This is a genomic window from Streptomyces actuosus (genome assembly GCF_016921115.1).
Taxonomy (GTDB): domain Bacteria; phylum Actinomycetota; class Actinomycetes; order Streptomycetales; family Streptomycetaceae; genus Streptomyces; species Streptomyces actuosus_A.
The window spans coordinates 1-24,745 of record NZ_JAFFZS010000049.1 but is presented as its reverse complement, the minus strand read 5'-3'; the positions used below and the strand labels follow the sequence as shown (position 1 = coordinate 24,745).

The following is a 24,745-nucleotide window of genomic DNA, read 5'->3' as shown; positions in this document are numbered from 1 at the left end:
GGAGAACCGACGTGACCACGATGTCCCCGGCCGGCACCGGCCGACAGCTGCTCGACGCCGACGAGGCCCGTGTGGCCCGTGCCTCGCGCGAGCTGACCAAGATCGCTGCCGCTCTGGTGAGCCGGCCGATGGACCGTGACCTGCACGAGCAGATGCGCGCCTTCCTCGACAAGGAGTCGGAGGCCTCTCTGGCGTCGTGGGATGTGCTGCTGCAGCGCACGCCGGACCAGCTCAAGGAGCGCATCTCGACGGTCCTGACCGTCCAGGCCCTGCGGACGGCGTCGTGAAGCGGCAGCGCCGGCCGCGCAAGGCGGCCAAGAAGCAGCTCGTCGAGGCGGAGGCCTGGGACGAGGAGGTCGACGAGCCCCTGGAGACGCCGGACGAGCCGGATGAGACCGGGTGGAAGACGAGCACGGCCCAGATGGCCGGGCTCTCCCGGCTGGTCCGTGCCGGTGTCTGGGCGCTCGTGGTCTCCGGCCCCGTCCTCGGCGCGCTCGCGTTCCTCTCCTCGTCCGCTCCCGCCCAGGGCGCGGCCAAACCGGCCGCCGCGGCGTCGCCGGCGTCGCCGGTCGGGCCGGCCGGCTTCGCTGAACTGTTCGTCTCCGCCTATCTGCAGGCTGGCCAGGGCACCGAGCGGGACCTGGCGCCGTACTACTCCGGCTCCGTCGCGCTCGCGGTCAAGCCCGGAACCCGCACGGCCACGCAGTCCACCGTGATCGCCTCCCGCGAGGTCCAGCCCGGCTACTGGTCCGTCACCGTCGCCGCCGACGTCACCGCCCACGACGACAAGGGCAAGTCCACGCGGCTGGGCGTCCAGTACTTCCGTGTCGGTATCCAGGCCACCGGCCCGGCCGGCGCCGGCGGCACGGAGCAGGGCGCCACCGCTGGCTACGCGGCGACGTCGCTGCCGGCTCAGGTGGCCGCACCGGCCGCGCTCAAGCCGGGCGGCCTGGCGTACGAGACCGACCGCGGGTCGAGCAGCGCGGACCCGTCGGTCGAGACCGCCCGAGGATTCCTGGCCGCCTACCTGACCGGTACGACCGAGCTCGACCGCTACACCTCGCCCGGCACGCGGCTCCAGCCGATCAGCCCTGCACCGTACGCCGCGGTGAAGGTGACCGGCGTCCAGGACGACTCGTCCGGCTCGGGCCAGCAGAAGGTGCCGGCCGACGGCACGGTGCTGCACCAGCTGGTCCAGGTCGATGCCACGGACCAGGCCGGCAGCCCGGTCTCGCTGAACTACGCGCTCACCCTCAAGTCCCGCGCCGGCCGCTGGGAGGTCGCGTCCGTCGACGACGCCCCGGCTATTCGCGCGAGCAGCCCGCCCTCGGCGGCGCCGCACACCACCACCCCAAGCCCCGACGCAGCCACGGCATCTGACTCGCCGTCGCCGTCGAACTCCTGAGAAAGAGGAATCGTTCATGCGCACTCTGGCAGCAGCCAACCCCGACCACGTCGTCCTCGCCGGCGACGTCCTCGACTGGGCCAACACCAAGACGGGGCAGGTCCGCACGCTGGTCCTCGCCGTGGCCGCCCTCATGGCGATCATCGCCGTGCTGATGGCCTGGTGGAAGACCCGGTCCTTCGTCGGCACCCTCGTCGCCTTCGTCCTGGCCGCCCTCGTGCTCTGGGGCATCAGCAACCTCAACGTCCTCAAGACCAAGGTCGGCTCCGAGATCGACGACACCGCAGCGTCGGTGTCCGTCGTCCACGTCACCGGCGACGCCCCCGCTATGGCGGGTGAGGGCTGGCGGGTCTCGTGAGCGCCTCGGAGGAGGAGCTGATCGGGCACTCGTACACGCGAGCCCGTAAGCACCCGCTGGTCATCGGCAAGCTCCCGGGAGCCGGCCGGCTCCCGGGAGGGCCCTACACGATCACCCAGGTCATGACCATGGTGATCAGCTTCGGGCTCCTCGTCATGACCCGGGACCTGTGGGCCCACTTCGGCGCCATGAACTTCATCCTCATGGCACTGATCCCCTGGGGCCTGGCCTGGGTGCTGCGGTACGCGCGGCTCGACGGCCGGGACCCGGCACGCGCCGTGCGCAGCCTGCTCATCTACTCCTCCACTCCGGCCCAGGGACGTCTGGCCGGCAAGCCGCAGCGGGTCGCTCGACCGCGACTGGCGACCGCCACCTGCACGGTGCGCGTCCGGTCCGCCGAGCGGCCCGCCCCGGCGGCCGCCGCCAAGCCCGCCCCGGTGCCCGCTCCCGTAGCCCGGCGCACAGCCCGCCCGGTACCGATGCCAGCCGCGGCCGCGGCGGCCCGGTCGGAACCCAAGACCGGGCTGCAGGCCCTGTTGGCCTCCCTCGACGAGCAGTGACGAACCGTCTCGTCATCACCACCAGCACAGAAGGAAGAACCCATGCGTCTCCCCGTCCGGCACATCAGCGGCCACCTCATCTGGACCACCGCCGCCACCGTGTGGGCGGTGTGGCGCGTCGACACCGAGAACTACACCCACGCCAGCAAGTCCACGAAGCGTGAGCGGCTGGACTCCCTGGAAGCCCTCTTCAAATCCCTTCGGGGCGAGGCCCTCCTGCTCAGCCTGTGCCCGAGCGTCGACGCCGCGTCGGTCGTCACCCGCATGACCGCCGGCGTCGACCTCGACGCCTCCCCCGAGTACGTCGACCTGGCACTGAAGGTCCTCGACCAGCTCCAGGACCTCGAACTCACCGGCCGCGTCGACTTCCTCGCCGTCCCCCTGCCCCACCTCGACTTCAAGCAGAGCAGCCGGGCGGTCCTGTCCTCCCTCCAGGTCGAGGTCATGGGCGCACTCGGCCTGCCGGTCGCCCCGATCTCCCTCGCCGAGGAGCGCCAGCGCCTGGAGCAGGCCAACCGCCTGGCGGCCGGCTGGCCCTCCGGCATCAAGATGCGGCCGGCCACCGAGGCGGAGATCCTGTGGATCTACGGGCACAGCGCCCGCCGAGGCCTGAGCGAGCCGCTCCTTCCCGAGGACGGCGCACCGCGCGCCCTGCGCGGCCGCGGGCACACGGTGACCGCCCACACCCAGGTGATCCTGGACGAGGGCGGCCGCGGTACCCGGGCCTCCAAGGGCCCGACCAACCCCTTCAAGCGCCGCTACCTGCGCGCCACCAGCGAACACGGCGACTCCTACCAGGCGTTCTGCGTGCTCAGCGAGATGCCCGAAGCCTTCCGCTTCCCCGGCAGCGAGTACCTGGCGGCGCTGGACGAGTTCAACTTCCCCGTGGACTGGGCCGTCCGGCTGCACGTCGAGTCCGGCTCGAAGGCAGAGCCGAAGAGCCGGCGCCAGCAGCGCGAGCTCGCCCACCAGCGCGGCGAATACGACGGGGAAACCTCCGGTGTGCCTGCCTCCCTCGACAAGGCGTCCTTCGCCCTGGACGAGTACCGCGACCGGCTCACCGCCTCCAGCACCGAGGTCGAGATCCGCGCCACCGTCGCCACCTGCGTGTGGGGAACCACCCCCGAGGAAGCCGACGAGAAGGCGACGTCGCTGGCCAACCACTTCGGCGGCAACGACTACACGCTCGTGAGGCCCACCGGCGACCAGGTCGCGCTCTTCCACGGCATGCTGCCCGGTACCAAGACCCCGGGGCCCATGCTCGACTACACCCAGTACCTGCTGGCCAGGGACTTCGCCATGTCGATGCCGTTCTGCGGCGCTGGCCTGGGCGACGACTCCGGCAGCCTCTTCGGCCTCCAGCTCAACGGCGGCGGCGTCCGCCCCGTTCTGGTCGACTTCTCCCACGGCCCCCGCGTCAACGCCTCGGCATCCGCCGCGTTCGTCGGCGAGCTCGGCTCCGGAAAGTCCGTCGCGATGAAGTGCGCGATGTACTCGATCCTCACCACCGGCCACCGCGCCGGCCAGAGGAACTCCCGCGGCCGCGCCCTGGTCATCGACCGCACCCCGCAGCAGGAGTGGTCGCGATTCGCGAACGCCTGCCCCGGCACGACCCAGATCATCAACGTCGACGAGAACGCCGGCGTCTCCCTCGACCCCCTGCGCGTCTTCCGCGGCCCGCGCGCCGCCCGCTACACCGAGTCCTTCCTCACCCCGCTCCTGGACATCGGCTCGATGAGCATCGAGGGCATCACCCTCGCCGAGGCGATCGAGGCCACCCGGCTCGGGCCCAAGCCCAGCATGACCGCGCTGATGGACACGCTCGCCGACCGGGCCCGCACGCCCGACCCGGAGGAGCCGAACGACAACGCGGTCCGCGCCGCCGCCTCCGAACTCGTGCGCAAGCTGCGGTCGCTGGCGAAGAAGGACCTCGGCCGCGTCATCTTCGACCCCACGCTGCCGGTCGTACGGATCACCGACGCCGACAGCATCGTCTTCGCCGTCGACCGCCTGGGCCTGCCCACCAAGGAGGAGCTCTCCGAGCACCGCCTCCCGAGCCTGGAGGTCGAAAAGCGCTTCGGTTGGCGGCTGATGTACCTGATGACGGCGCTCTGCCGGGAGATCGCGTTCGCCGACCCGAACGAGTTCGCCGGCGTCTTCCTCGACGAGTGCTGGTGGCTCACCTCGTCCGCGGAGGGCTCCAACCTGCTGCTCGAGCTCATCGCCGACGGCCGCAAGCACAACGCCGGCGCTTTCGCAGGCTCGCACGACCCGTATGACATCGGCCCGAAGTCGGAGATCGGCGACAAGATCCGGGCGCTGTTGTCCCACATCTTCGTCTTCCGTCACCGCGGCAAGGCGCTGGCCGCCAGGTGCCTGGAGTTCCTCGATCTCGACCCGGCTGACGAGGAGATGCTCAAGGTCATCACCGAGAACCTCTCCCCGCTCAACGTCAGCGAGACCGAGCGCGCCCTGCGGGCCGGCGAGGGCCTCTACCGCGACCTCCGCAAGCGGATCGCGGGGATCAAGGTGCTGATCCCGGCGGACGAGAACGCCGCCGCCGCGATCACTACGACGCCTGGGCAGGGCGCCGAGGAGGACGACGAGGCCGTGGAGTTCGCCGAGGCGGACGGAGCCCTCGCATGAGCCGCATACAGCGAAGGGGGATCAAGCGGCGCCTCGGTCTGATCGCCGTCCTGGTGGCCCTGTTCACCGTGGTGCTGGCCCCTGCGGCCACGGCAGACCCGTCGCCTTCGCCCAGCACCTCCGCGCCGGCTGCGGGCCCGGCCGGCAAGAACCTGAACCAGAAGCCGAAGGACGGTAGCGACGGCTTGCTCCAGCCGTTCAACGTCACCGACAAGGACGGCGTCCCGATCAGCTCCTACACCGTCAAAACGGATACCGGTGGCTGGAAGGACATCGACCTCAAGATCTGGAACATCGTCGCCCAGCTGCTCTTCGGCGTCTCGAAGTGGGTCATCGGCTTCACCTGCTGGCTGATCAAGTGGGCTCTGAACTTCGGACTGGCCAAGGTCATGGTCGGCCCCGTCGAGGACATCTCCAGCACCATCAAGAACCAGGTCATCGACAGGTTGGGGCTCCCCGGCCTGTTCCTGACGTTCGCCGGCTTCTACTGCGGCTGGCTGATCCTCTTCAAGGAGCGCTCACGAGGCTTCGCCGAGATCGGGGTCTCCCTCGTCGTCGCCGCACTGACCACCACCGTGCTCGTCTCGCCGGCCCAAGTGCTGCTCGGCCAGCACGACCAGGCTCAGCCGCAGGGCTCCACCATGCTGCTCTCGGAGGGAGGCCTGGTGGGGAAGTCGAAGGACTTCACTCTGGAGGTCGCCTCCATCGTGCTGGCCGACGACCCGGCGAGCGCCAAGGGCAGCGCCGACCCCAACAACGTGGCGAAGCCGATCACTGACGCCCTCGTGGAGGCGTTCATCGTCAAGCCCAACCAGCTCATGGTGTACGGGCAGACCTTCGACGGACAGTGCGACAAGGCGTTCCGCGAGTTCAAGCTCGCCGAGTTCAACCTCGACCAGCTCGGGATGAACTACTGGGACGCCGCGATGATGGACTCGATCTACGACACGAACTTCATCGGGCAGCTCACCGAGAACTCGAAGAAGTTCGAGGCCGCGTGCGGGGACGTGAAGCCCAAGGCCAAGCGGGCCTCCGCCGACCTCGCCTTCTCCGCTCTGTTCGTCGCGATCGCCGCCGTCATCGTGGCCATCCTCATGATCCTGGTCACCGGCACGTTCCTCACCGCGCAGGGCTGGCTGGCCTTCGAGGCGATCCGCGGCCACTGGGCCCTCACCGCCGGCATCCTGCCCGGCGGCGGCCGCGCCACCCTGTGGCGCTGGTTCTCCGCGATCACCAAGGCAGTCCTCGGCGTCATCATCTCCATCCTCTTCCTGGCGATCTTCATCCTGATCGTCCTGGCCCTCATCGACGCGGACACCGGCGACGTCCTCGCCGTCAAATTCATCGTCATCGACGTCACCGCCGTCGCCGGTCTGGCCGGCCACAAGCGCATCAAGCAGACCGCGCAGAGCATCGCGGTCAACCTCAACCGCAAGCTCGTCAACGCCCGCGTCGGCGGATCCCGCCGCTCGGTGTTCAACAGCCCCGGCCGCTATGCCGAGACCGCCCCCGGCCTGAAGCAGATGTGGGGCGAGGCCCGCAGCGAGGCCCGGCGCGTGAGCAGGCCCGTCGGCCAGGGCATGAAGGCCGCCAAGAACGCCTGGGTCGGCTCGCCGCAGGCCAACCGCAAGGCCAGCCGACTGCGAACCGCGGCCCGGCTCGCCACCAACGCCGCCGCAGCCGTGGGCACCGGCGGCGCGAGCGCGGCCGCAAAGGTCGCGGCACAGCAGGCGGCCAAGCAGACCCTGAAGAAGCGGTTGGCCACGGCCGCCGCGAACAAGATGTCCCAGACCCGGGGCGGCAGGGCCACCATGGCCACCGGCAAAGCGGCCGCCGCCACCGCCAAGTACGGCGCGAAGGCAACCAAGTTCGCCTTCATGGCCACCGTCGGCGCGCCGGTGGGCATTCCCCGCGGCGTCGCCGCGACCAAGCGGGGCGCCGCTGCGGCCACCGCCCGGGCCGGGCAGGTGCGCGACCAGCTCAAGGCCGTCAAGGAACGCACCATCGACAAGAAGGTCCAGGAGGCCAAGGACTTCGGCGCCGAGTACAAGCGCAACGTCGCCACGGCCGGCAAGTTCGTCGCGAAGCAAGGCACGAAGGCGCAGGTCAACCTCGGCCTGGCACAGATCCAGTCGAACCCCAGGGCCGCGACTCCTCCCGGCCCGCGAGCCGGCGCCATCGCGCCGAAGACTCCTGGGGGCGCGCCGACGGCGGCCGGAGCCAAGACACCCGGCAAGCCCGCGACCACGACAGCCGGCACGAAGACGCCAGGTTCGGTGAAGCCCCCGGCCGCCGGGCCGGCGGCGGTGCCGAAGATGCCGACCCCGCCCACCCCTGCACCGCCGAAACCGCCGGCCAAGCCGTCTGGTCCGCCTCGGGCCATCCGGCGAGCCACCCGGCCGCCCGGCCCGCCCAGGCCCCGGCCGTAGCCGGGGCGCGGCCGGGACCTCCAAGGTCCCGGCCGCCCAGATCACCGCACCAGAACCACCTCACGGGGGACCTCCATGCCCAAAACCGATGCCGCGCGTGTACGTGCTCAGCGCGGGACGATCGCGCTGTTCGTCGCTGCGGCTGTCCTGGCAGCTGTTGGTGTCGCCCTGCTCCTCGGACTCGGTGGAGGCGAGCGTCCCGCCGGCTCCGGATCGGCTCCGCGTACGACCGCGCCATCCAGCGCAGCGGTCGGGAACGGCAAGGACGACACACCCCCAGCCGAGGCCTCGCCCAATGCCGAACCGTCCGGGTCTCATGACGTACCGGACCCCGACCCGGCGTCGGTTCCAGCGCCGGTCGACGAAGTGGCCCGGGCCTTCACGACGGCATGGGCCAGCCACGACGCCCGGCCGGGCCGGGACTCGTCGTTCGACGACGCATCCAGGCGTGCCGCCGCCTACGCCGCCGGGGACCTCGCCGAGGACCTGCGCACCCACACCAGCGGCAGCGCCGGCACGCAACAGTGGCTGAGCTGGAAGGACCGCCAGGTCCAGGTGACCGTGACGGTTCTGCGGGTGTCGCTGCCGGACGGAGCGCCTGCCCCCAGCGAGGACTCCAGCTTCGCGCGCGTGATCTACAAGCTGAAGGAGTCGCCGGCCAAGGGGCCCGTCACCGAGTCCGAAGAGCAGGTGGCCCTCAAGCTGCGCCGCGGCGCCGACGGCAGCTGGCGTGTCGTGGGGCTGCCCAATGTCTGAGCAGGGCGAGTCCAAGGTCCTGCGACGGGTGCTGATCGCGGGCCTTGTCTCCTCCCTGCTCGGACTCGGCCTGATCATCAGCGCCGTGCTGGCCCTGTCGTCGGCGATCGGTGAGGACAACACGAGCGACGCACTGGAGAACGCGGGATTCGGCGGCGGCCTGTCGGACACCAAAGAGATACCCGACTGGCTACGCCCCATCATCCTCGATGCCGTGTCGAGGTACGGCTGTGCGGAGGTCACTCCCTCGCTGATCGCCGCCCAGCTCTACCAGGAGTCCACCTTTCGCAAGAACCCGCCCGACGGCGGAGCCGGCGCGTTGGGCATCGCGCAGTTCATCCCCTCCACCTGGGCGACCGAAGGCATCGACGCCAACAACAAGGGTGGTGCGGACCCGCTGGACCCTGAGGACGCGGTTCCGTCGATGGTGGCCTACGACTGCAAGCTCGCTGATGAGATCCGCAGCGTGCCCGGTGACGTCGTCGACAACATGCTCGCCGCCTACAACGCCGGCGGGAACAACGTGAAGAAGTACGGCGGGATCCCGCCGTACGAGGAGACGCGCAAGTACGTCCGCGAGATCCGGGACAGGGCTGAGCGCTGGTCCGCACCGATGGACGGCAAGACGTCCGGGGGTCTGGCCAAGGTCGTGGCGGGCGCCAAGGAGGCCTACAACACCCCCTACGTCCTGGGCGGGAACTGCAAGCCCCCGTTCCAGGGCTCCAACGGGTGCGACTGCTCCAGCCTGGTCAAGTACGCCTGGAGCAAGGTCGGCGTGAACCTCCCCCGTGTCACGTACGACCAGGTCGACATCGGCACCAAGGTGAACTCGCAGAAGGACCTGCGTCCCGGCGACCTGCTCTTCTCGGGCGGCAGCGCCTCCAGCCCGGAGCACGTCGCCATGTTCATCGGCGGCGGGGAGGTGATCGACGCGCCGCATACCGGTGCCCGCGTCCGGATCAAGCCCCTCTCGTTCTGGAAAGGCCGGATTTTGATCATGAAGCGGCCCAACTACACCGAGCCTGGCTCGGGCAGCACCTCGGGCTCGTGGGTCGCCCCGGTCGCCGACAAGCACATCGGCACCGGCTACCGGGTCTCGGGGTCGATGTGGTCGAGCGGCTACCACACCGGGATCGACTTCCCGGTGCCCACAGGGACCGCGATCCGCGCGGTGGGCCCGGGCACCGTGGTGACGGCCGGCTGGAACAGCGCGTACGGCTACCAGGTGGTGATCAAGCACGGGGACGGCAAGTACTCGCAGTACGCGCACCAGTCCTCGCTGAACGTCTCCGTGGGCCAGAAGGTGAAGGGCGGCGACCGGATCGGATACTCCGGGGCCACGGGCAACGTCAGCGGTCCGCACCTCCACTTCGAGATCCGCACCGGACCGGAGTACGGATCGGACATCGACCCGCTGGCCTACCTCCGCGGTCACGGCGTCGACATCTGACCCGTCGGTCGGCGTCACGTGCCCCTGCAAGGGGTCGTGACGCCGGCCGACGCAACACCGCGAAGAAATTCGGAGCGGAGTGTCACACCGAGCCGGATCCCGACACCTGTAGCAGGTGAAAGGCCCGTTTGCTCTTTGGAGGTGCCGCCGTGCTCCCGACTCCCCCCGTGCCCGCTCCGGCCGCCGCGGCGCCGCCGCGCGCCTCGTCCCCGGGCGGTGGGCGATGACCACGAACGACCTCGTCGACGGCGCGATCGGCTTCATCGGGGACCTTCCGGGTCACGCCGAGCGGCTGGCGGACTCGGTGATGGCCAACGCCTGGTGGGTCGCGCTGCTCGCTCTTGCTGCCGGCGGCGGCGCTGCCGCAGTCCGCTGGGCCCTGTCCCGCGGCCCGATGGCCAAGCGAACCGCCCTGGAGGTGCTGCCGACCACGGGCTTCGACCCGAAGCCGGAAGAGGTCATCCGCTTCGGACACCAGATGGCCCGCGCGCACAAGAGCGTGTCGCGCTGGCTCGTCTCCTCGACCCGCACCAGCGCCCTCCGTGTCCGCTTCACCTGCTCCAACGGATCGCTGTCCATGAGGGTCGAGGGCCCGGACCGAGCGATGTCGGTGCTGCGCCACCAGGGCTACGCCCAGGTGGAGATGCGGCCGGTGGAAGCCGACGGCCGGGCTACGCGCGAACGACCGCAGATCCATCTCGGCTCCTGACGCCCCGAACGCACACCACAGACAGGTAGATCATGACCATCGCAGCAGACACGACCGTCGCCCAACCGGTCGACCTAGCCAAGCCGGAAACAGACGGCCGCGGCAGGCCGACCACCCGGGAGATGCACTACGCCCGCGCCGAGCTCGCCCTGGCCCTCCCCGACCACCTCGCCCTGCGCGAAGTGCCGCTCACCCCGGATCCGCTCGAGGCCCTGGCCAATGCGGTAGCCGACGTCCGCGAGGACCTCGGTGAGAGCGCCGACGTCGTCCTGGACCTCGTGCCCGTTTCCCCGAACCGTGTCAGCAGCCGCCGCCGGCGCCTGCTGGCACAGGCCCGCCGCAACCCTTCCGACGGGCCGGCCATACCCGGCATGCCCCAGCAGCGCACCAACCGGTTCGGCTTCGACCTCGGCGCGGTGATGTCCGAGATCGCCACCGAGATGAAAGGCAATCAGGGCGGCGGCGCACGGCAGCGGCAACACCACCAACAGCGCACCACCTACCGCATCACGGACATGAAGGCCGCCATGGGCAAGCTCGTCCCCGGGGCCGAGCCCGTCTTCTCCATGCAGCTGCTCGTGCGCACCTGCGCTCGCGACGAGTACCGGGCCCGGATGCTGCTCGACCAGGTCCTCGCCGCCCTGGAGCCGTGGTCCGGCGACAACCACCTGCGCCCCGTCGGTCTCCACCTCGGAGTCACCCGCGTCCGGGCGGACCACTGGATCTACCGGGGCAGGTTCGACCGCCGCTTCGAGACCGGGCTCTTCGTACCGCGCCGGCACTCCTGGGTGACCGCCCAGGAGATCGCCGGGCTGCTCAAGCCGCCCACCAAGCACAACATGGCCCCGAACATCGCCCGCTCGGGCGGAGTCGTCCCGCCGCCGCCCGCCGCACTGCCGACGTGGACGGGACAGCGCGGTCTGCTGCCTCTCGGGTGGGTGGCGAAGTCCGGAGGCGGGGAGCGCCTCGCCGGCGTCCCGCTGAAGTACCTGCTCTTCGCCCTGTTCCTCGGCAAGTCCGGCTTCGGAAAGACCGAGATGTCGCTCGTGCAGGCGATCGCGATCGCCCACGGCGGGTTCGGCGTCCTCTTCCTTGATCCCCATGGTGACGGCTGGACCCGTGCCCGGCCGTACCTGGCGCACAAGGAACTGGCCGACCGGATTTGGGAGATCGACCTCACGAGCCCCGAGCTCGACAAGATGGTCGGCTCCTGGAACCCGCTGTCGATGGAGCGCCGGCGCGAGTCCGAGATCCCCGACATCGTCCAGTACATCGTCACCGGCTTCGCCGCGGCGTTGAACTGGTCCGACTCGGCCGGCCGTGCGAAGACCATCCTCACGCGCGCGGTCGAGTCCTTGGTGTACCTGTCGTGGCACGTCTGCCGCGCCGGCCGGCCCGACCTGGCGCCCACCGTCTTCCAGATCCGCACGATCCTCACGGACGCCGTCTGGCGGACCAACGTGCTGCCGTACCTGCCCAAGGACATCCGGGACTTCTGGGAGAACGTCTTCCCGGGCTACAGCAAGGAAGCCATCCCGGTCGTCACGAACATCATCGAGCGGTTGTCCTCCTCCAACGCGATCAAGGCGTTCCTCGGGTCGAGCCGGTCGACGTACGACATCCGGCACGCCATGGACACCGGGAAGATCGTCTTTGTCTGCCCCGCCGGCACCGGCGACGTCGACCGCATCATCAGCTCCCTGCTGATCTACGACCTCTTCCGGGCCGGCCTCTCGCGGCGGGACACCCCGCCCGACCAGCGGCGCGACTTCTACACCTTCATCGACGAGCTGACCAGCGTGGACGGCGCATCGAAGGGCACCCTCGCCCAGATCACCGAGCAGCTGCGCAAGTACAACGTGAAGTTGCTCGCCATGACGCAGATGGCGCAGCGGTTGAGCGCCACTACCAGGCAGGGCCTGCTGCAGAACCTGTCCATCCTGTCGACGACCGCGTCCGACGTCGACGAGGCGACGCTGGTCACCCGCCGCTGGGGCAAGAAGGTCGCCCCCGACACGATCGTCCAGCTCAACCGGTACAGCTACGTGATGTCCGTGACGCTCGAAGGCGGCACGACCGACCCGTTCCGGGTCCGCGGCGCCTCGGTGGAGGACCTGTACGGCGACTACTACCGGCCGCAGAACGAGGAGCGGCTGGCGCGGGCCATCGACGAGAACCTGCAGCGGCGCTCGGTCCGCGACATCCTCACCGACCTGCGCCGCCTGGACTCGCGGCTGCGCCGGTTCATCGTCACCCTCCCCGTCCCGCCGGACGACGACGAACCGGCCGGCGCCGATCTGCCGCCGGACGAGCCCGACTTCGAAGAGGCCGCACCGCCCGACCCCGAGGGCCCGGACGGACCGGTCGACGTCACCGCGTCCGACAGCGGAGCGGCAAGGCCGCGAGTCCACGACAGCGAAGGCACCGTCATCAGCGGCGCGGAGCCGAACCCGGCCGAGGAAGCCCCCGACAACGTCCACCCGATCAACCCCCACCAGAACCAGTCGAGGCTCGGATGACTCTGCCCCCTGTCGAAGCGGCCGCCTCGGCGGCGCCTACGCGTAGCTTCGCGTCACCCACGCGCAGCTTCCACGCGATCGGCGGCGAGGTCCTGGAGCTGCTGTACCAGCACCGGGTGCTCTCCACCCACCAGCTGCACGTGCTGCTGACCCTGCCGGAGAAGCGGCCGGCCCGCCCCGTGTACCTGCGCTGGCAGCTCGCCGAGCTGCTCCAGGCCGGACTGGTCGACCGGATCCGGGCCCAAGGGCCAGGCGGCCGCGGGCGGGTGCAGAGCCAGCCGTTCTTGTGGTTCCTCACCGAAGCCGGCGCCGAGTCCGTGGAGGAGGCCGGCGAACTGCCCGCGCGGCCGTACCGGGTGACGCCCGAGTCCGTCGCCGGCGCCCGGCAGGCGCACACGCTCGCGGTGAACGAGGTCGGGGTCGCCTTCGTCGAGTGGGCGCGTCGGCTGGGGCACGAGTGCGGGCCGCTGGACTGGACCCCCGAAGTCGCCAACCGGATCCGCGACGGCCAACGACGCTTCGAGGACGACCACGTCATCAGCGACGCCGTCCTCAACTACGTGCACGTGGAGAACGGGCGGCGCACCATGCTCAGCTTCTTCGTCGAACTCGACCGCGCCACGATGACCTCCGCGCGGCTCGCCGCGAAGCTGCAGGCGTACGGCCGGCTGTACGAGTACGTCCCGCAGAGCGCGGATCGCACGCGACGCACCCCGAACGCGACCCGGCCGGCGTGGATGTACAACTACCCGGTCTTTCCCCGGGTCCTGGTTGTTCTTGACGCGGCGCCGCCGAAGGCCGGGGAGCCGGACCGGCGCCCGCAACGGCTGGCCGCGCGCACCGAGGACCTCTACACGCGCGCCGGTGCGGACGTCCGCCTCAGCCGGCTCAAGGGCGACATCAACATCGGCGTCACCACCCTGCAGCAGCTCCAGGAACACGGGCCCTTCGCCCCGATCTTCACCCCGCTGCTGCGCGGCACTCCGGCCACCCGGCCCGCCCCCACCGACCTCTACCTCGCCACGAAGTAACCGGCCGCTCCCCGCGGCCCTGAAGGAAGCAGCGCCATGACCAGTACCTCGTTCGAGGCTCCGCCGGACGGCGGGAGCATGATCCGGCTCACCGAGATCCTGCACCGCAGCGTCAAGCTGCGGCAGCGGCGATTCGAGATGCTGCCGCTACGCGGCCAGGGCGCACCCTTCACCGAGCCCCACGCCCGCAACCCCTCCGACACCCTGCCACCTTCCGAACTCGCCGACCTCATCTCCTCCATGTCCGTCATCGGCCTCCTGGAGCCGGTCCTGGCCGAGGAGATCGTCGTCGACGGCAAGGCACCGACGATCCGCCTGGTCACCGGGGAGCGCCGCCTGCGCGCGATGCGCTGGGGCGCCGTCAACAGGCCGGAGAACCCGCACTTCCAGGCGCTGCCGGCCGTGGTCTGCCCGGGCCCGTTGTCCGAGGAGGAGCGTCACATGTGGCGCTTCGTCGAGAACTTCGCCCGCGAGCCCCTCCGGCCCGGGGAGCAGGCCGCCGCGTTGCTGTACCAGCGGTGCGCCATCCTCGTCGGCAAGCTCCTCAAGGCCGGCAAGCCCGTGCCGCAAGAGGTCTACGCGATCCCCGACCCGGCCGAACGCTTCCTTGCCCTGGAGAAGATCCGCGGCACCGACAGTTCCTGCGCCGCCCCCTGGAGCGAGGTGCTGGACCGCCTGGGGCTGCAGCTCAACGAGCGCAAGGCCAGTGAACTCGTACGGGCCTTCCGCGCGCTGCCGCGTGACCTCACCGAGGAGATGGACGAAGCCGCGATCCGCCTGAACACGAGGATCAGATTCGCCGAGCTCCGCAACGGCCGGGCACAGGCTGCCGAGGGCATCTGGGCAGCCTTGAAGTCCTCCAAGCGGCTCCACCTGCTCCCGACCGCCGTGAACGTCGGCCTGGAGGAGCCCGAGCTCGGACCAGAAGAGATCATCACCGAAGCCGAGGAACGGCAGGACGCGGCGAACGCCGACCGCCGGGCGAAGCTCACCCGGGTCCCCACCCGCGCTGAGGACCAGGAGGAGACCGACGAAGGCGATGACGCTGCTGTTCCGTCGGCCCTCGGCGCGGATGAAGGGGCAGAGATCGCTGAGCTGGGCCATCCGATGCAGCCGACGGCGCCAGCGGAAGCCGCCGCAGAAGCGATGCCGGCCGACACCGCCCCGAGTCGTCCGGCGGTGGAGTCGAACACGATCCGTACCGCCCTGGACGGCATCCGCGGGCTGCTGGCCGAGGTCCGGGCCGGCAAGGAGATCGCGCGGTACGACCGCGGCTCCCTGCGCCTTGCCCTGCGCGAGCTCCACGACCACCTCGAAGGCGCCACCGGCGACGGCGCGACGGACCACGATGCAACCACCGAAGGAAGCGAAGCAGCATGACCAGTGTCTCCCTGCCCATCCCGACCGTCGGCGTGCCCCTTCCGGGCCGAGGCTGCGACTGCAACAGCTGCGCCTTCTACGCCGGGCCCGACGGCCGGGGCGGCCCGGCGACCGTCGAGCCCCTGTGCACCGGCCAGAACTCCGACTGCCGGTTCTGCGGGTGCTCGGCGGCCGAGGCGGACGCTCCGGCGAACGCGTGCGTGACCCGCAAGTGCCCGATCCGGTGCGGGAGCCGGACCGACATAGCCGGGTGGATGGCGGACGTCGGCGGCACCCTGACCTTCGACGACATCACCGTCGACAGCACGCTGCCCGACGGCCTGCCCGCCTTCATCCCCATGACCGACGGCTCCGCGGTCACCAAGCTCGACGCCAGCCTGAACTGGCCTGCCTACGGAGTCGGTCTGCGGCGCGTGTTCTCGCCCGACACCCACACGCTCTACAAGCGGTTCACCGAGCAGACCGCCCGCCAGGCCCTCGCCCTCGGGGACCACCAGAAGGCCGTGCTGGTCGGCTACGGCGAGGACCCGCTCGTCGAGGCCTTCTGGACCCGCCGCGGCCGCGACAGGCTCGTCGAGCGGATCGCGGAGCAGGAGTGGGACCTGGTCCTCTCGTGCAACTACAGCATCTACGGGGACTGGCCGCGCACCGAGCACCTGCTCAACATGCGCCGATCGCTCCTGCTCGCGCAGGAGTTCGCCGAGGCCGGCGTGAACGTCGTGCCGAACGTGTACTGGTTCCGGCTCGAGGACCTCCAGCGCTACCTCTCCTGGATCGAGGACACCCAGCCGGCCGGCATCGCCATCAACGTGCAGACCGTCCGCGACAACGCCGACTGGGACAGCTGGGAGCGGCCTGGCCTGCACTTCCTGGCCGAGAACCTCCCCGACGACATGCCGGTCATCCTCACCGGCCTGTCCCGGGCCAACCGCATCGCCGAGATGGCCCAGATCTTCGGCCCCAGGCTGACCCTGATCTCCCAGAACCCCCACCAATACGCCCTGCACGGCGCGGTGATGACCGCCAACGGGCGCGAAGACGTCCACGCCCGGACCGAGGACGCCTTCGCCGCGACCGTCCAGTACATGGCCTCGCTCCTGCCCAGCCGCTGAAACTTCTTCGCCCGCACTGTCACACCGGCGGCTCCTCCCACACCTGTAGCAGGTGAAAGCACCTTCGGGAGGAGCCTCCGTGACGACTGAACCCAACCCCACCGATGCCGAGACGGCGGAGCCGTCACCGGCCGCTCCGGCCTGGCGACTGTGGATCCTGCTCGTCTGGCACCCCGGACTCGGCCTCCCCGTCGACCCCGTCGCCGTGCTCGGCCTCGACGAGGGCCGGCAGCCGGCCGAGCGGGTCGTGCGCTGGGTCCCCCTTGTCTACGAGCAGGCCGATCCCTGGCGCGAGCGCCTGGGCGAGACCACGACCAACAAGGACATCGAGCGCTGGATCGCGCAGTCCGGGGGCGCGTGCTCGCTCGAGCCCGCCGACGTTCCAGAGGGTGCGCTCGACCTCACGCACGCCGCCGACCTCGTTCTGGACGGACTGCTCGCCGAGGTCATCCCTGCGCTCCCACCGAGGGGTGACGGCTGATGGGCACCGGCAGCAAGTCCTCGCACGCCTCCTACGCTGTCGGGCCCACCACGGCGTCCGAAGCGGACGACGTGGTGGCCGAGGCGCCCGCGGAGCCGATGTCCGACGAGGAGGTCCAGGCCAAGGCCGACCTCCTGGTGGCGATGAACCTCATGGAGGAGATCGCCGACCCGCCGTTCGCCGTCGACCCCGAAGACGAGGTCCCGACGGATCCCGTCGAGCGCTACGACCTCTTCGTCGGCCAGGTCGAGCAGGCTCAGGAGGCCATCGAGAAGCTGAAGGAGGCGGGCGCCTCCGACGAGGAGATCGAGGCCCACACCAAGGCACTGAAGGCGCAGACGCTGGCCTATCTGAACTCGCTCGACGAGGACGACCTGCGCGAGATCGCCGAGGCCAAGGGCTTCGAGCACCCCGCACTGGTGGGCCTGTCCGGCAAGGGCCAGCACCCCCTGGTCCACTGGCTCGACCCGGCGTACCCGGGCGACATTCCGTCCAAGGCCAAGATCCAGGCCGCCGCGCTCAGCCGGTACAACGAGCTGCTCGCCGGCAAGACGGTCGGCGGAATGACGCTCGCCGACCTGCACGAGATCGAGGGCACCGAGCCGCCCGTCAGCGGCGGCGTATGGAAGGCCACGCCGGACGAGGTCGCCTCCTCCGCCCAGGCAGTCACCGCGTCGATCGACGCCTGGAATGAGGCGAAGAAGACCTACGGGCCTCAAGCTCAGGAACAGAGGGCCGAGGCCCTGCACACGATGCTCGCGGCCGAGCAGAAGCTGGCGTCGGCCGACTGTCCCGAGCTCGGCGAGGACCTGACCAAGGCCAAGGCCGAGGCCAAGTCTGCGGTCGACGAGGCTCTCAACCACACGTACGTGCACGCGAAGGACGTCCAGCCTCTGGTGCAGCAGGCTCTCGCTTCCGGGCAGCTGAGCGAGACCGAGGCGATGCACCTCGGTGGTCACCAGCTCGTGGCACTGATGCGGCCGAGCACACCCGAGAGCGAAGTGCAGTCGCTGAAGGCCCTTGCGGCCAAGCGGCAGGAGCAGCTGGCGAACCTCGACGCCGGCTACGCCGCCCACGTCGCGATGGCTCCCGGTGGCGACCAGCCGCTGAACCTGCCGCCGGCGGGCGACCCTGGCGCGCCGCAGGCGATCGCCGCGTGGGCGAAGAACGCCGGCGACGTCCGGGACATGCAGACGGACGTGAACGCCTGGTACTCCTACACCCAGCAAGGCGGTGCCAGCGATACCCCGTACGCAGAGCACCCGGCTCTCGGACCTGGGAAGTACCTTCACCCCGGCGATTTGACCAGCGACTTCAAGTCGTGGGCCGCGAAGCAGAAGCTCTCCGACCTGCGCACCGTCGCGGGCGAGCTGGGCATGGACAACAACGCCAAGGCCACTCGTGCCCAGGTCCAGAACTACATAGCCGCGAGCTTCAACAAGAAGTACGACCAGCAGGCCATCAAGGACAAGGTCAACGCGGACGTCGCGAAGAAGGAGGCGGCCAAGGCCGCCAAGGCGGCAGCCGCCGCGGCCCCTTCGACGAAGCCCGATGACGGGTTGGCGTCGGACGAGGCGGTCCAGGCTCTGGCGAGCAAACTGCCGGCGAAGGGCACCGGCTCGGCGGCGAAGCCGGTGAAGGCACCGAAGCCGGGCTCCTTCAACGCCAACGTCCAGGCCATGATGGCTGCCGTCCAGCACGCCAAGGCGACCAACCAGGACCTGCCAGCCCGCGTCGACGCCAAGGAGGTCGCCAGCTGGACCTTCGGCGCCGGCACGACGGCGTCCCACCTCGGAGGGATACACGCCAAGACCATCCATGCCGCCCCGGACGGATCGCCGTGGATGTTCAAGGCCGATCACAACCATGGCGGCGCACTGGGCCACACCGAGGCCGCCGCATCCCAGATCCTGGCCTTGAGCGGCGTCCCGTCGGTGCCGGTCTACCACCACAAGACCAAGGACGGCACAGCCGGCTCTGTCCAGCCGCTGCTGCAGGGCGCCAAGCCGTTCACCTCCAGCCCGAGCCAGTGGACACAGACCCAGGTGGACACCATCGTGCGGTCGCACGTGGGTTCGTGGCTCATCAGCGATCACGACGGCTACCAGGACAACTGGCTCCAGACGCCATCTGGAGGACTGGTGCAAATTGATCACGGCCAGTCGTACAAGTTCTTCGGTGCGGACAAGCTCTCGGTCAATTACGACCCCAACGGGGTCACTCCCATCCACCAGAAGCTCTATCAGGCGGCGCTCTCGGGCGGCCTTGCCAACGGCGTCAAGATCAATCCAGCCGCCGCACACCCGGTGATCAAGAAGTTCGAGTCCATGCCGGACGCACAGCTGCGCTCCGTCCTGCACTCCACCGCGTACGAGGGCGCCAAATCCGGTGTGGCCTGGGTCCCGCAGATGCGCAGCCGGGCGGCCAAAGCCCTGAAGATCCCGCAATCCCAGGTCACGCATGACCAGATCGCCACGGCGTTCCTGGACCACGCCGTAGAGAGGAAGAACAACTTGCGCGAGAACTTCTCCGACTTCTTCGTCCAGCAGCTGGGCCTGCCCTCCGGCGCCTCCCTCAAGCACGGCGGTGGTAGCTGATGGGAACCGGATCGAAGTCGAGCCACCAGAGTTACGCGGTCAGCCCCACCGCGCTCGCCGAGGCCCCTGCCGCCCCGTTGGACATCACCGGTGCGCCGGTGGCAGGTGAGGGGGCCGACCTGGCGGGCGTGTCCGCGGGGGCTTCGGGGGAGGCGGCGTTCGAGGTGCCCGAGCTGCCTGAGCCTGTTGCCGAGCCGGCTTCCCCTGCGGAACCTCCGGTCGACGAGGACCCGCTGGCGGAGCTCGATGGGCTCCTGGGCACCGAATCTGAGCCCGAGCCTGTTGCGGCCGCCGCGCCGTCTGAGGAAGAGGCCCAGGAGGCGTCCGCCGAGGGGGAGTTGCAGAGCAGCGGTGAGGAGCCGTCGGCGGAGGAAGACGTGCTGCTCCAGGCCGAGGACATCGAGGAGGTCGAGGAGGAAGAGGAGGAGACGGATCCCCCGCTGACCCCGGTGCCGGCGGCGCCTCCGGTGGGCGAGCCCACCGGGACGCCGATTCTGGTGGGTGGGGACGACTTCATCAACTCCGAAGCAACCCTGGTCGCCTACGACTCGCCGGACGGGCCGCGGGAGGTGCTGCTTACGCACATATCCGAGGAGGCCGAGGAGAAGCTCCTCGACGCGCTGAGTATCCCCGGCACGCACATGGAGGAGATCCAGGTCGAGGAAGAGGTCAAGGAGCGCCTCGACCTCGACAAGGAGAAGAAGCTGGCCGAGCTGACCAAGACCGCAATCACCTCCGTGCAGCACAAGCTCAAGGGCGGCCTGCCGATGTCGGACGCGTCGATCGCCAAGCACCAGGCGGCCGTCGACGCGGTCTCCGCCGTCCTCAACGACCCGTCGATCAGCGACGACGAGAAAGCCATGGCCCAGCACTACATGGACCAGCTGGACGTTGTGAAGGACAAGATCGACAACGGCGGGTCGGTCATGCCGTGGATGGACGCCTACGAGGTCACCGCGACCAAGATGGTCACCAAGCAGATACCGGTGCCCGACGGGGATCCGGAGCCCGGCACGCTCGCCGCGACGGTCCGCAAGGCCAGCAGGATCCAGGCGAACCTCGACCCGGCCACCGGGCAGACGTCCTGGGACGGTGTCAGCCGCTCTTCCGCCAAAGGCACGGAGTACGAGATCGACATGGGCGACGGCTGGAAGGCCGTCTACCGCCCGTACAAGGACAACGACCCGGCGAACACAGAGTTCTCGCTGAGGGGACAGCTTGAAGTCCACGCCCCTGCGGGCGCCGGCCACGGCAAGGACCTCGTGGATCGGCTGGAACAGCTGCACCTGATGAACAAGCCCATGACCGCGGCCGAGGGCGAGTGGACGTACCTGGCGAACAACATCCAGGCCCAGGGGCTGGAGGGCTCCGCCGGCATGAAGGCCGCCATGGAGACGGCCCAGGGACTCCAGGATCTCCAGGTCCAGGAGATCGTGCACCAGCGCATGGAGTCCCTCATGGGGCTCGACAGCGACGCGCTGCAGACGGCCATGAAGAGAATCCACCTGGAGGCATCCCACAAGGTGCTGCCCATGAAGGTCGAGGTCGTCCGAGACGCCGTCGCGAAGGCCTCCGGGTTCTCCAGCGGCGCCGAACTCGCGGCCAGCCCGGGCTACGAGCCGACGCCCTCGACCGGAGGGAAGTGGCTGACCTGGTCCCGCTTCGATGTGACCGGCAAGAAGGCGGAGATCCAGAGTGCATTCAAGGGCCGGTCACTGAGCCACAACCTCAACGGCGGCGATCTCGCCAGTCTCCTCGGCGTCGGGGTCCTGGCCTCCACGGAGAAGCGGGCCGTGATGGGCATCGGCGGGGGACTGGGCTTGAGCGAGCAGGCCGACAAGATGACCGGCGGCGCCAACAGCGTGTTCCTGCGGGTCAAGAAGACGCCCAGCTCCCCCGGTGGGGGTCGGCTGATCTGGGACGACCCGAGCGTACTCATGCAGCGCAGCGACTACTACGCCTACAACGGCGACCATTACGGCGCCATCAACCCCGCGCACCACAACTACAACGCGGGGGCCATCACACGGGACCCGATGAAGATCGCCAAGTTCACCGGCAGCAGCAACGAAATCATGTTCCGGAACGGGATCGACCTGCTGGGGGCCGAGGCTCCCAGCAGGATCGTGTGCCACACCGCCGCGGAGCGCAGCAGCATCCTTGCCTCCCTCACCGCGCGGGGCATCACCCAGCTCGGCGGGAAACCCGTCGAGGATGTCCTGTGCACGGAATCCGACTACTAGGGCTGACCAGGAGCGATTCGATGACAGCAACACAGCAGCAGTGGCGCCAGCGGTTCGCAGACCTCGTCGCAGGCAACCACAGTGCGACCGGGGACCCGGTGGATGCCGGCGCGCGACTGGTCGTGTCGGGCCCTGACGGGACGGAGGTCTTCCGCGCCGCTCTCGCCCGCCACCACCGCTTCGAGGACGACGACGAACAGGTCATATGGATCAGGCCCCTGGTCGGTGGCCAGGACGCCGAGGGCGGCGGCTACCTGTTCAACCTCAACCTGACTCGGCGGCGATCTCTTTCGGTAGCCAGTGCCGACCTCGTGGACGACGGCGTGGAGATGGAGCTGACCACGGGGCAGAAGGCACGGATCGAGCCGGCCGACGGCCCCGAACTCGAGCAGCTGAACCGCTGGGACGACTTCACCAACCGCCTCACCCCAGAGGAGGACGCCGCACTGGAGCGGCTGGACGCGGACTCCTGGCACGGACGCTATGCCTGAGCAGCGCCGTCGCCGGTGCCGAAGGGCGGCCGCGGGACGTGTTGGCATGATGTCCCCGCGGCCCGACCGCCGCGAGACGACCACTGGCCGGCCCGGAGATGGGGACGGCCTGCCGGACGCCCTGGCGGAAGAGCAGGACCCCACTCGAGAGGAGGAAGCACATGGCAGATCGAGCACATCCGGTGACCGAACAGCGGCACGCTGATCTGCGCAGCCCGCTGCCGGAGCACGAGCGCGACCTCCCCGTCGACGTGGGCTGGCTGCGCTGGCGCGCCAAGCTGTTCGCGACGGTGTCCGAGCGCAACTTTCACCTCGTCACCGATCTTGCGGCATACGCCTCGATCAGCGGCATGCCCTACCTCTCGCACTATGCCGCCCAGGTGTACCTGGGCCCGAAGACCGGACGGCTGAAGGTGCCGTTGATGGCCATCAACCTCGGGCTGGTGACCACGCGCGAGGAAGCCGATCGCGCCCTGGCACACGAGACCATGCACCTGGTCGTCCCGTCGTACGGTCACAAGGCGGCCGCCTTCGCCCGGGCCCAACTCCTGCTTGACCAGGTCGGTCAGCTCACCACCGCGCCGGCATAGGCCGGCCACGTCCGCAGCACACAGGCCGGCCGTGCCGCTGCCCCCACTCGTACGTCTTCCCTGGGAGCAGCGGCTGGCCGGCCGTCCCTTCAACCATCATGTTGCGTATTCCTATTTCAATAGGTACTGTGATTGACGCCGGGCGGGAGATTCCGCCGGCCGGAGCCGCTGTCCGCGGCCTTCGATTCCAGCCCCGGTGTCCATGAGGCGCGCAAGCGTGCCGATCACGGACCCGACCCTTCTTCTCGGAGATCCGATGCCGAGCACCACGAGGACGCCTTCCAACCCCATTGAGGCCGCAGCCATCCAGGCCGCGGTGAAGCGCGCACAAACCGGACAGGCCAGCCGGATCGGTCCGGACCCGGCCCTCCACAGCCACGACACCGAGCTGCGCTGGGTGGAGGCGGTACTGCGCCACCGTCTCTCGCTCAACTCCCTTGGCCGCCCGGTCAGCATCCGCACCAAGGACGACGACACCCATCCGCTCGTCGCGGACGGCCAGCACTTCCCCGCGGTGGCGCTGTCCATCCCCTTCGCGGACAGAACACTGAACTTCCTCGCGACCTACGACGATCGCCGCCGCCTCACCTTCGACCTCATCGGCCCGTGCGACCGGTGCGGCAAGCCGGTGCCCGTCGAAGAGATCAACTCCCTGGAAGATCTGGGCGATCACTTCCTCCAGACCCGCGACGGCCTCGGGGGATCCCCCCGCCTCCGTACCTCCCCCGCGCACGCCGACGGCTGCCTCGCACGCGGCAACTGATCGCGCTCCCCTACCCGACGGGCGCCCCCGGCTGAATCAGCCGGGGGCGCCCTGCATGAAGCGACACCTCACCACGCCGGCAGCCGCTCGGCCGGGTCGCGGCGACCCGGGGAGACAGTGCGACGTCCGCGTCGTCGACGTCGCCGGGCGTCGCCGAGTTACAGGGCCTCTTGGAGCCCGAGACCAAGCGCACCTCGCCACGGCCCACCGGCTTGATCGCCAGTCAGGGTGACGACGCCCAGTTCGGCGGCCACCACCAGAGCAGCGCGCACCGCCAGCGCCATCGCCAGGACCGGCCGCGTTCACGAGAGCCGACTGCGGCGTGATCGCGCTCGGATCCACGCACGCATGCGCCCGCACGCGGGATGCCCGGCGCCTCACCCGCCCGCCCTCCCCTTCGGAACACAAGGAACGAGATGTCTGAGAGCACCAACGCGACCGGCCGCACCGCCACCAAGCGGCTCCTCACCCAGAACTCGGATCTGAGGAGGATCGGCGTATTCAACTGGACACTGCCGGCTTTCGTGATCGAAATGCCTGATGGAAGCCATTTCAACGTCTGCCCTCAGGCCGGCGTGTGCGCACAGTTGTGCTACGCCCGGGTCGGCACGTACCGGTTCAAGAACGTCCGCGCAGCACACATTCGGAATCTCCTCCTCTGCCGGGACAACCCGGAGGAATTCGAGAGGCAGATGACGGAGGAACTCACGCACAAGAGGTACGTCGGCAAGTGGATTCGCGTGCACGATTCAGGCGAGTTCTTCTCCGACGAATACCTTCTCACCTGGCTGCGCATCATGCGCAGCTCACCGGGCGTTCGCTTCTACTGCTACACCAAGGAAATCAGCCGTTTTAAGCGGCTTGTCGCCAACGATCCGCCCGGAAACTTCCTCTGGTGCTACAGCCTCGGAGGAAAAGAGGACCACCTCATCGACCTGAGCACAGAAAGGCACGCGGACGTCTTCCCCAACGTCGAAGCGCTGATCGCCGCCGACTACACCGACCAGACGGAATCGGACCTTCTGGCGGTGCTCAGCGAGTCCCCTCTCGTCGGAATCCCGGCGAACCGGATTCCGCACCTTCTCAAGAAGCAAGGGCAGGAGACATTCGGCAGCCTTCAGCGAGCGCGCGACGAGAAGCTGCGCGCGAAGAACGCTCGCGCGGGCCAGAAGTTCGCGCTGGCGCACTGAATACTCACGGGGGTGTCTTAGGGGGCCGGGGGGCA

The 24,745-nt window shown here is 69.5% G+C and carries 20 protein-coding genes; all 20 read left to right on the top strand.

Going from position 1 to position 24,745, the window contains the following annotated elements; translation table 11 throughout:
* Positions 1 to 20: 20 nt before the first annotated feature.
* The 20 genes from JS756_RS33160 (at position 21) to JS756_RS33065 (ending at position 24,710) form a co-directional block, all read left to right on the top strand.
* On the top strand, positions 21 to 287 hold the full coding sequence (locus JS756_RS33160) for a hypothetical protein (RefSeq protein ID WP_031048149.1): 267 nt from the start codon (positions 21 to 23) through the stop codon (positions 285 to 287).
* Positions 284 to 1,405: a conjugal transfer protein gene (locus tag JS756_RS33155; RefSeq protein ID WP_205386977.1), complete on the top strand. Its 1,122-nt coding sequence runs from the start codon at positions 284 to 286 to the stop codon at positions 1,403 to 1,405. Before JS756_RS33160 ends, JS756_RS33155 begins: the two co-directional genes overlap by 4 nt.
* Positions 1,406 to 1,421: 16 nt before the next feature.
* Positions 1,422 to 1,763 (top strand): hypothetical protein, encoded by a 342-nt coding sequence (locus JS756_RS33150; RefSeq protein ID WP_205386976.1) that lies wholly within the window; start codon positions 1,422 to 1,424, stop codon positions 1,761 to 1,763.
* Positions 1,760 to 2,323 (top strand): hypothetical protein, encoded by a 564-nt coding sequence (locus tag JS756_RS33145; protein ID WP_205386975.1) that lies wholly within the window; start codon positions 1,760 to 1,762, stop codon positions 2,321 to 2,323. Before JS756_RS33150 ends, JS756_RS33145 begins: the two co-directional genes overlap by 4 nt.
* Before the next feature lie 42 nt (positions 2,324 to 2,365).
* Positions 2,366 to 4,969 carry an ATP-binding protein gene (locus JS756_RS33140; protein WP_205386974.1) on the top strand — a complete coding sequence of 868 codons (2,604 nt, stop codon included), beginning with the start codon at positions 2,366 to 2,368 and terminating at the stop codon, positions 4,967 to 4,969.
* Positions 4,966 to 7,398: a hypothetical protein gene (locus JS756_RS33135; protein WP_240204739.1), complete on the top strand. Its 2,433-nt coding sequence runs from the start codon at positions 4,966 to 4,968 to the stop codon at positions 7,396 to 7,398. The genes JS756_RS33140 and JS756_RS33135 overlap by 4 nt, the downstream gene beginning before the upstream one ends.
* Positions 7,399 to 7,473: 75 nt before the next feature.
* Complete coding sequence (locus JS756_RS37325; protein ID WP_240204738.1) at positions 7,474 to 8,154, top strand: hypothetical protein; 681 nt, start codon at positions 7,474 to 7,476, stop codon at positions 8,152 to 8,154.
* Positions 8,147 to 9,604, top strand: coding sequence for a peptidoglycan DD-metalloendopeptidase family protein (locus JS756_RS33125; RefSeq protein ID WP_240204737.1), 1,458 nt, complete (start codon positions 8,147 to 8,149; stop codon positions 9,602 to 9,604). Before JS756_RS37325 ends, JS756_RS33125 begins: the two co-directional genes overlap by 8 nt.
* A 223-nt stretch (positions 9,605 to 9,827) precedes the next feature.
* Positions 9,828 to 10,313, top strand: coding sequence for a hypothetical protein (locus tag JS756_RS33120; protein ID WP_205386973.1), 486 nt, complete (start codon positions 9,828 to 9,830; stop codon positions 10,311 to 10,313).
* Positions 10,314 to 10,345: 32 nt separating this feature from the next.
* Positions 10,346 to 12,832 carry a type IV secretory system conjugative DNA transfer family protein gene (locus tag JS756_RS33115; protein ID WP_205386972.1) on the top strand — a complete coding sequence of 829 codons (2,487 nt, stop codon included), beginning with the start codon at positions 10,346 to 10,348 and terminating at the stop codon, positions 12,830 to 12,832.
* Positions 12,829 to 13,863, top strand: coding sequence for a replication-relaxation family protein (locus JS756_RS33110; RefSeq protein ID WP_240204736.1), 1,035 nt, complete (start codon positions 12,829 to 12,831; stop codon positions 13,861 to 13,863). Before JS756_RS33115 ends, JS756_RS33110 begins: the two co-directional genes overlap by 4 nt.
* A 36-nt stretch (positions 13,864 to 13,899) precedes the next feature.
* On the top strand, positions 13,900 to 15,243 hold the full coding sequence (locus tag JS756_RS33105; protein WP_205386971.1) for a ParB N-terminal domain-containing protein: 1,344 nt from the start codon (positions 13,900 to 13,902) through the stop codon (positions 15,241 to 15,243).
* Complete coding sequence (locus tag JS756_RS33100; RefSeq protein ID WP_024126644.1) at positions 15,240 to 16,355, top strand: DUF4417 domain-containing protein; 1,116 nt, start codon at positions 15,240 to 15,242, stop codon at positions 16,353 to 16,355. Before JS756_RS33105 ends, JS756_RS33100 begins: the two co-directional genes overlap by 4 nt.
* Before the next feature lie 79 nt (positions 16,356 to 16,434).
* Positions 16,435 to 16,836: a hypothetical protein gene (locus tag JS756_RS33095; protein WP_240204735.1), complete on the top strand. Its 402-nt coding sequence runs from the start codon at positions 16,435 to 16,437 to the stop codon at positions 16,834 to 16,836.
* Complete coding sequence (locus tag JS756_RS33090; protein WP_205386969.1) at positions 16,836 to 19,433, top strand: hypothetical protein; 2,598 nt, start codon at positions 16,836 to 16,838, stop codon at positions 19,431 to 19,433. Before JS756_RS33095 ends, JS756_RS33090 begins: the two co-directional genes overlap by 1 nt.
* Entirely contained in the window at positions 19,433 to 21,676 is a 2,244-nt protein-coding gene (locus tag JS756_RS33085) for a hypothetical protein (protein ID WP_205386968.1), read from the top strand. The genes JS756_RS33090 and JS756_RS33085 overlap by 1 nt, the downstream gene beginning before the upstream one ends.
* Before the next feature lie 20 nt (positions 21,677 to 21,696).
* Positions 21,697 to 22,167, top strand: coding sequence for a hypothetical protein (locus JS756_RS33080; protein ID WP_205386967.1), 471 nt, complete (start codon positions 21,697 to 21,699; stop codon positions 22,165 to 22,167).
* 161 nt (positions 22,168 to 22,328) lie between these two features.
* The gene (locus JS756_RS33075) at positions 22,329 to 22,757 is read left to right on the top strand and encodes a hypothetical protein (protein WP_205386966.1); all 429 of its coding nucleotides are present in this window, start codon (positions 22,329 to 22,331) and stop codon (positions 22,755 to 22,757) included.
* 256 nt (positions 22,758 to 23,013) lie between these two features.
* Positions 23,014 to 23,520, top strand: a complete 507-nt coding sequence (locus JS756_RS33070) for a hypothetical protein (RefSeq protein ID WP_166633249.1) — start codon at positions 23,014 to 23,016, stop codon at positions 23,518 to 23,520.
* Between the two features lie 416 nt (positions 23,521 to 23,936).
* Positions 23,937 to 24,710, top strand: a complete 774-nt coding sequence (locus tag JS756_RS33065; protein WP_205386964.1) for a GP88 family protein — start codon at positions 23,937 to 23,939, stop codon at positions 24,708 to 24,710.
* Positions 24,711 to 24,745: the final 35 nt, after the last annotated feature.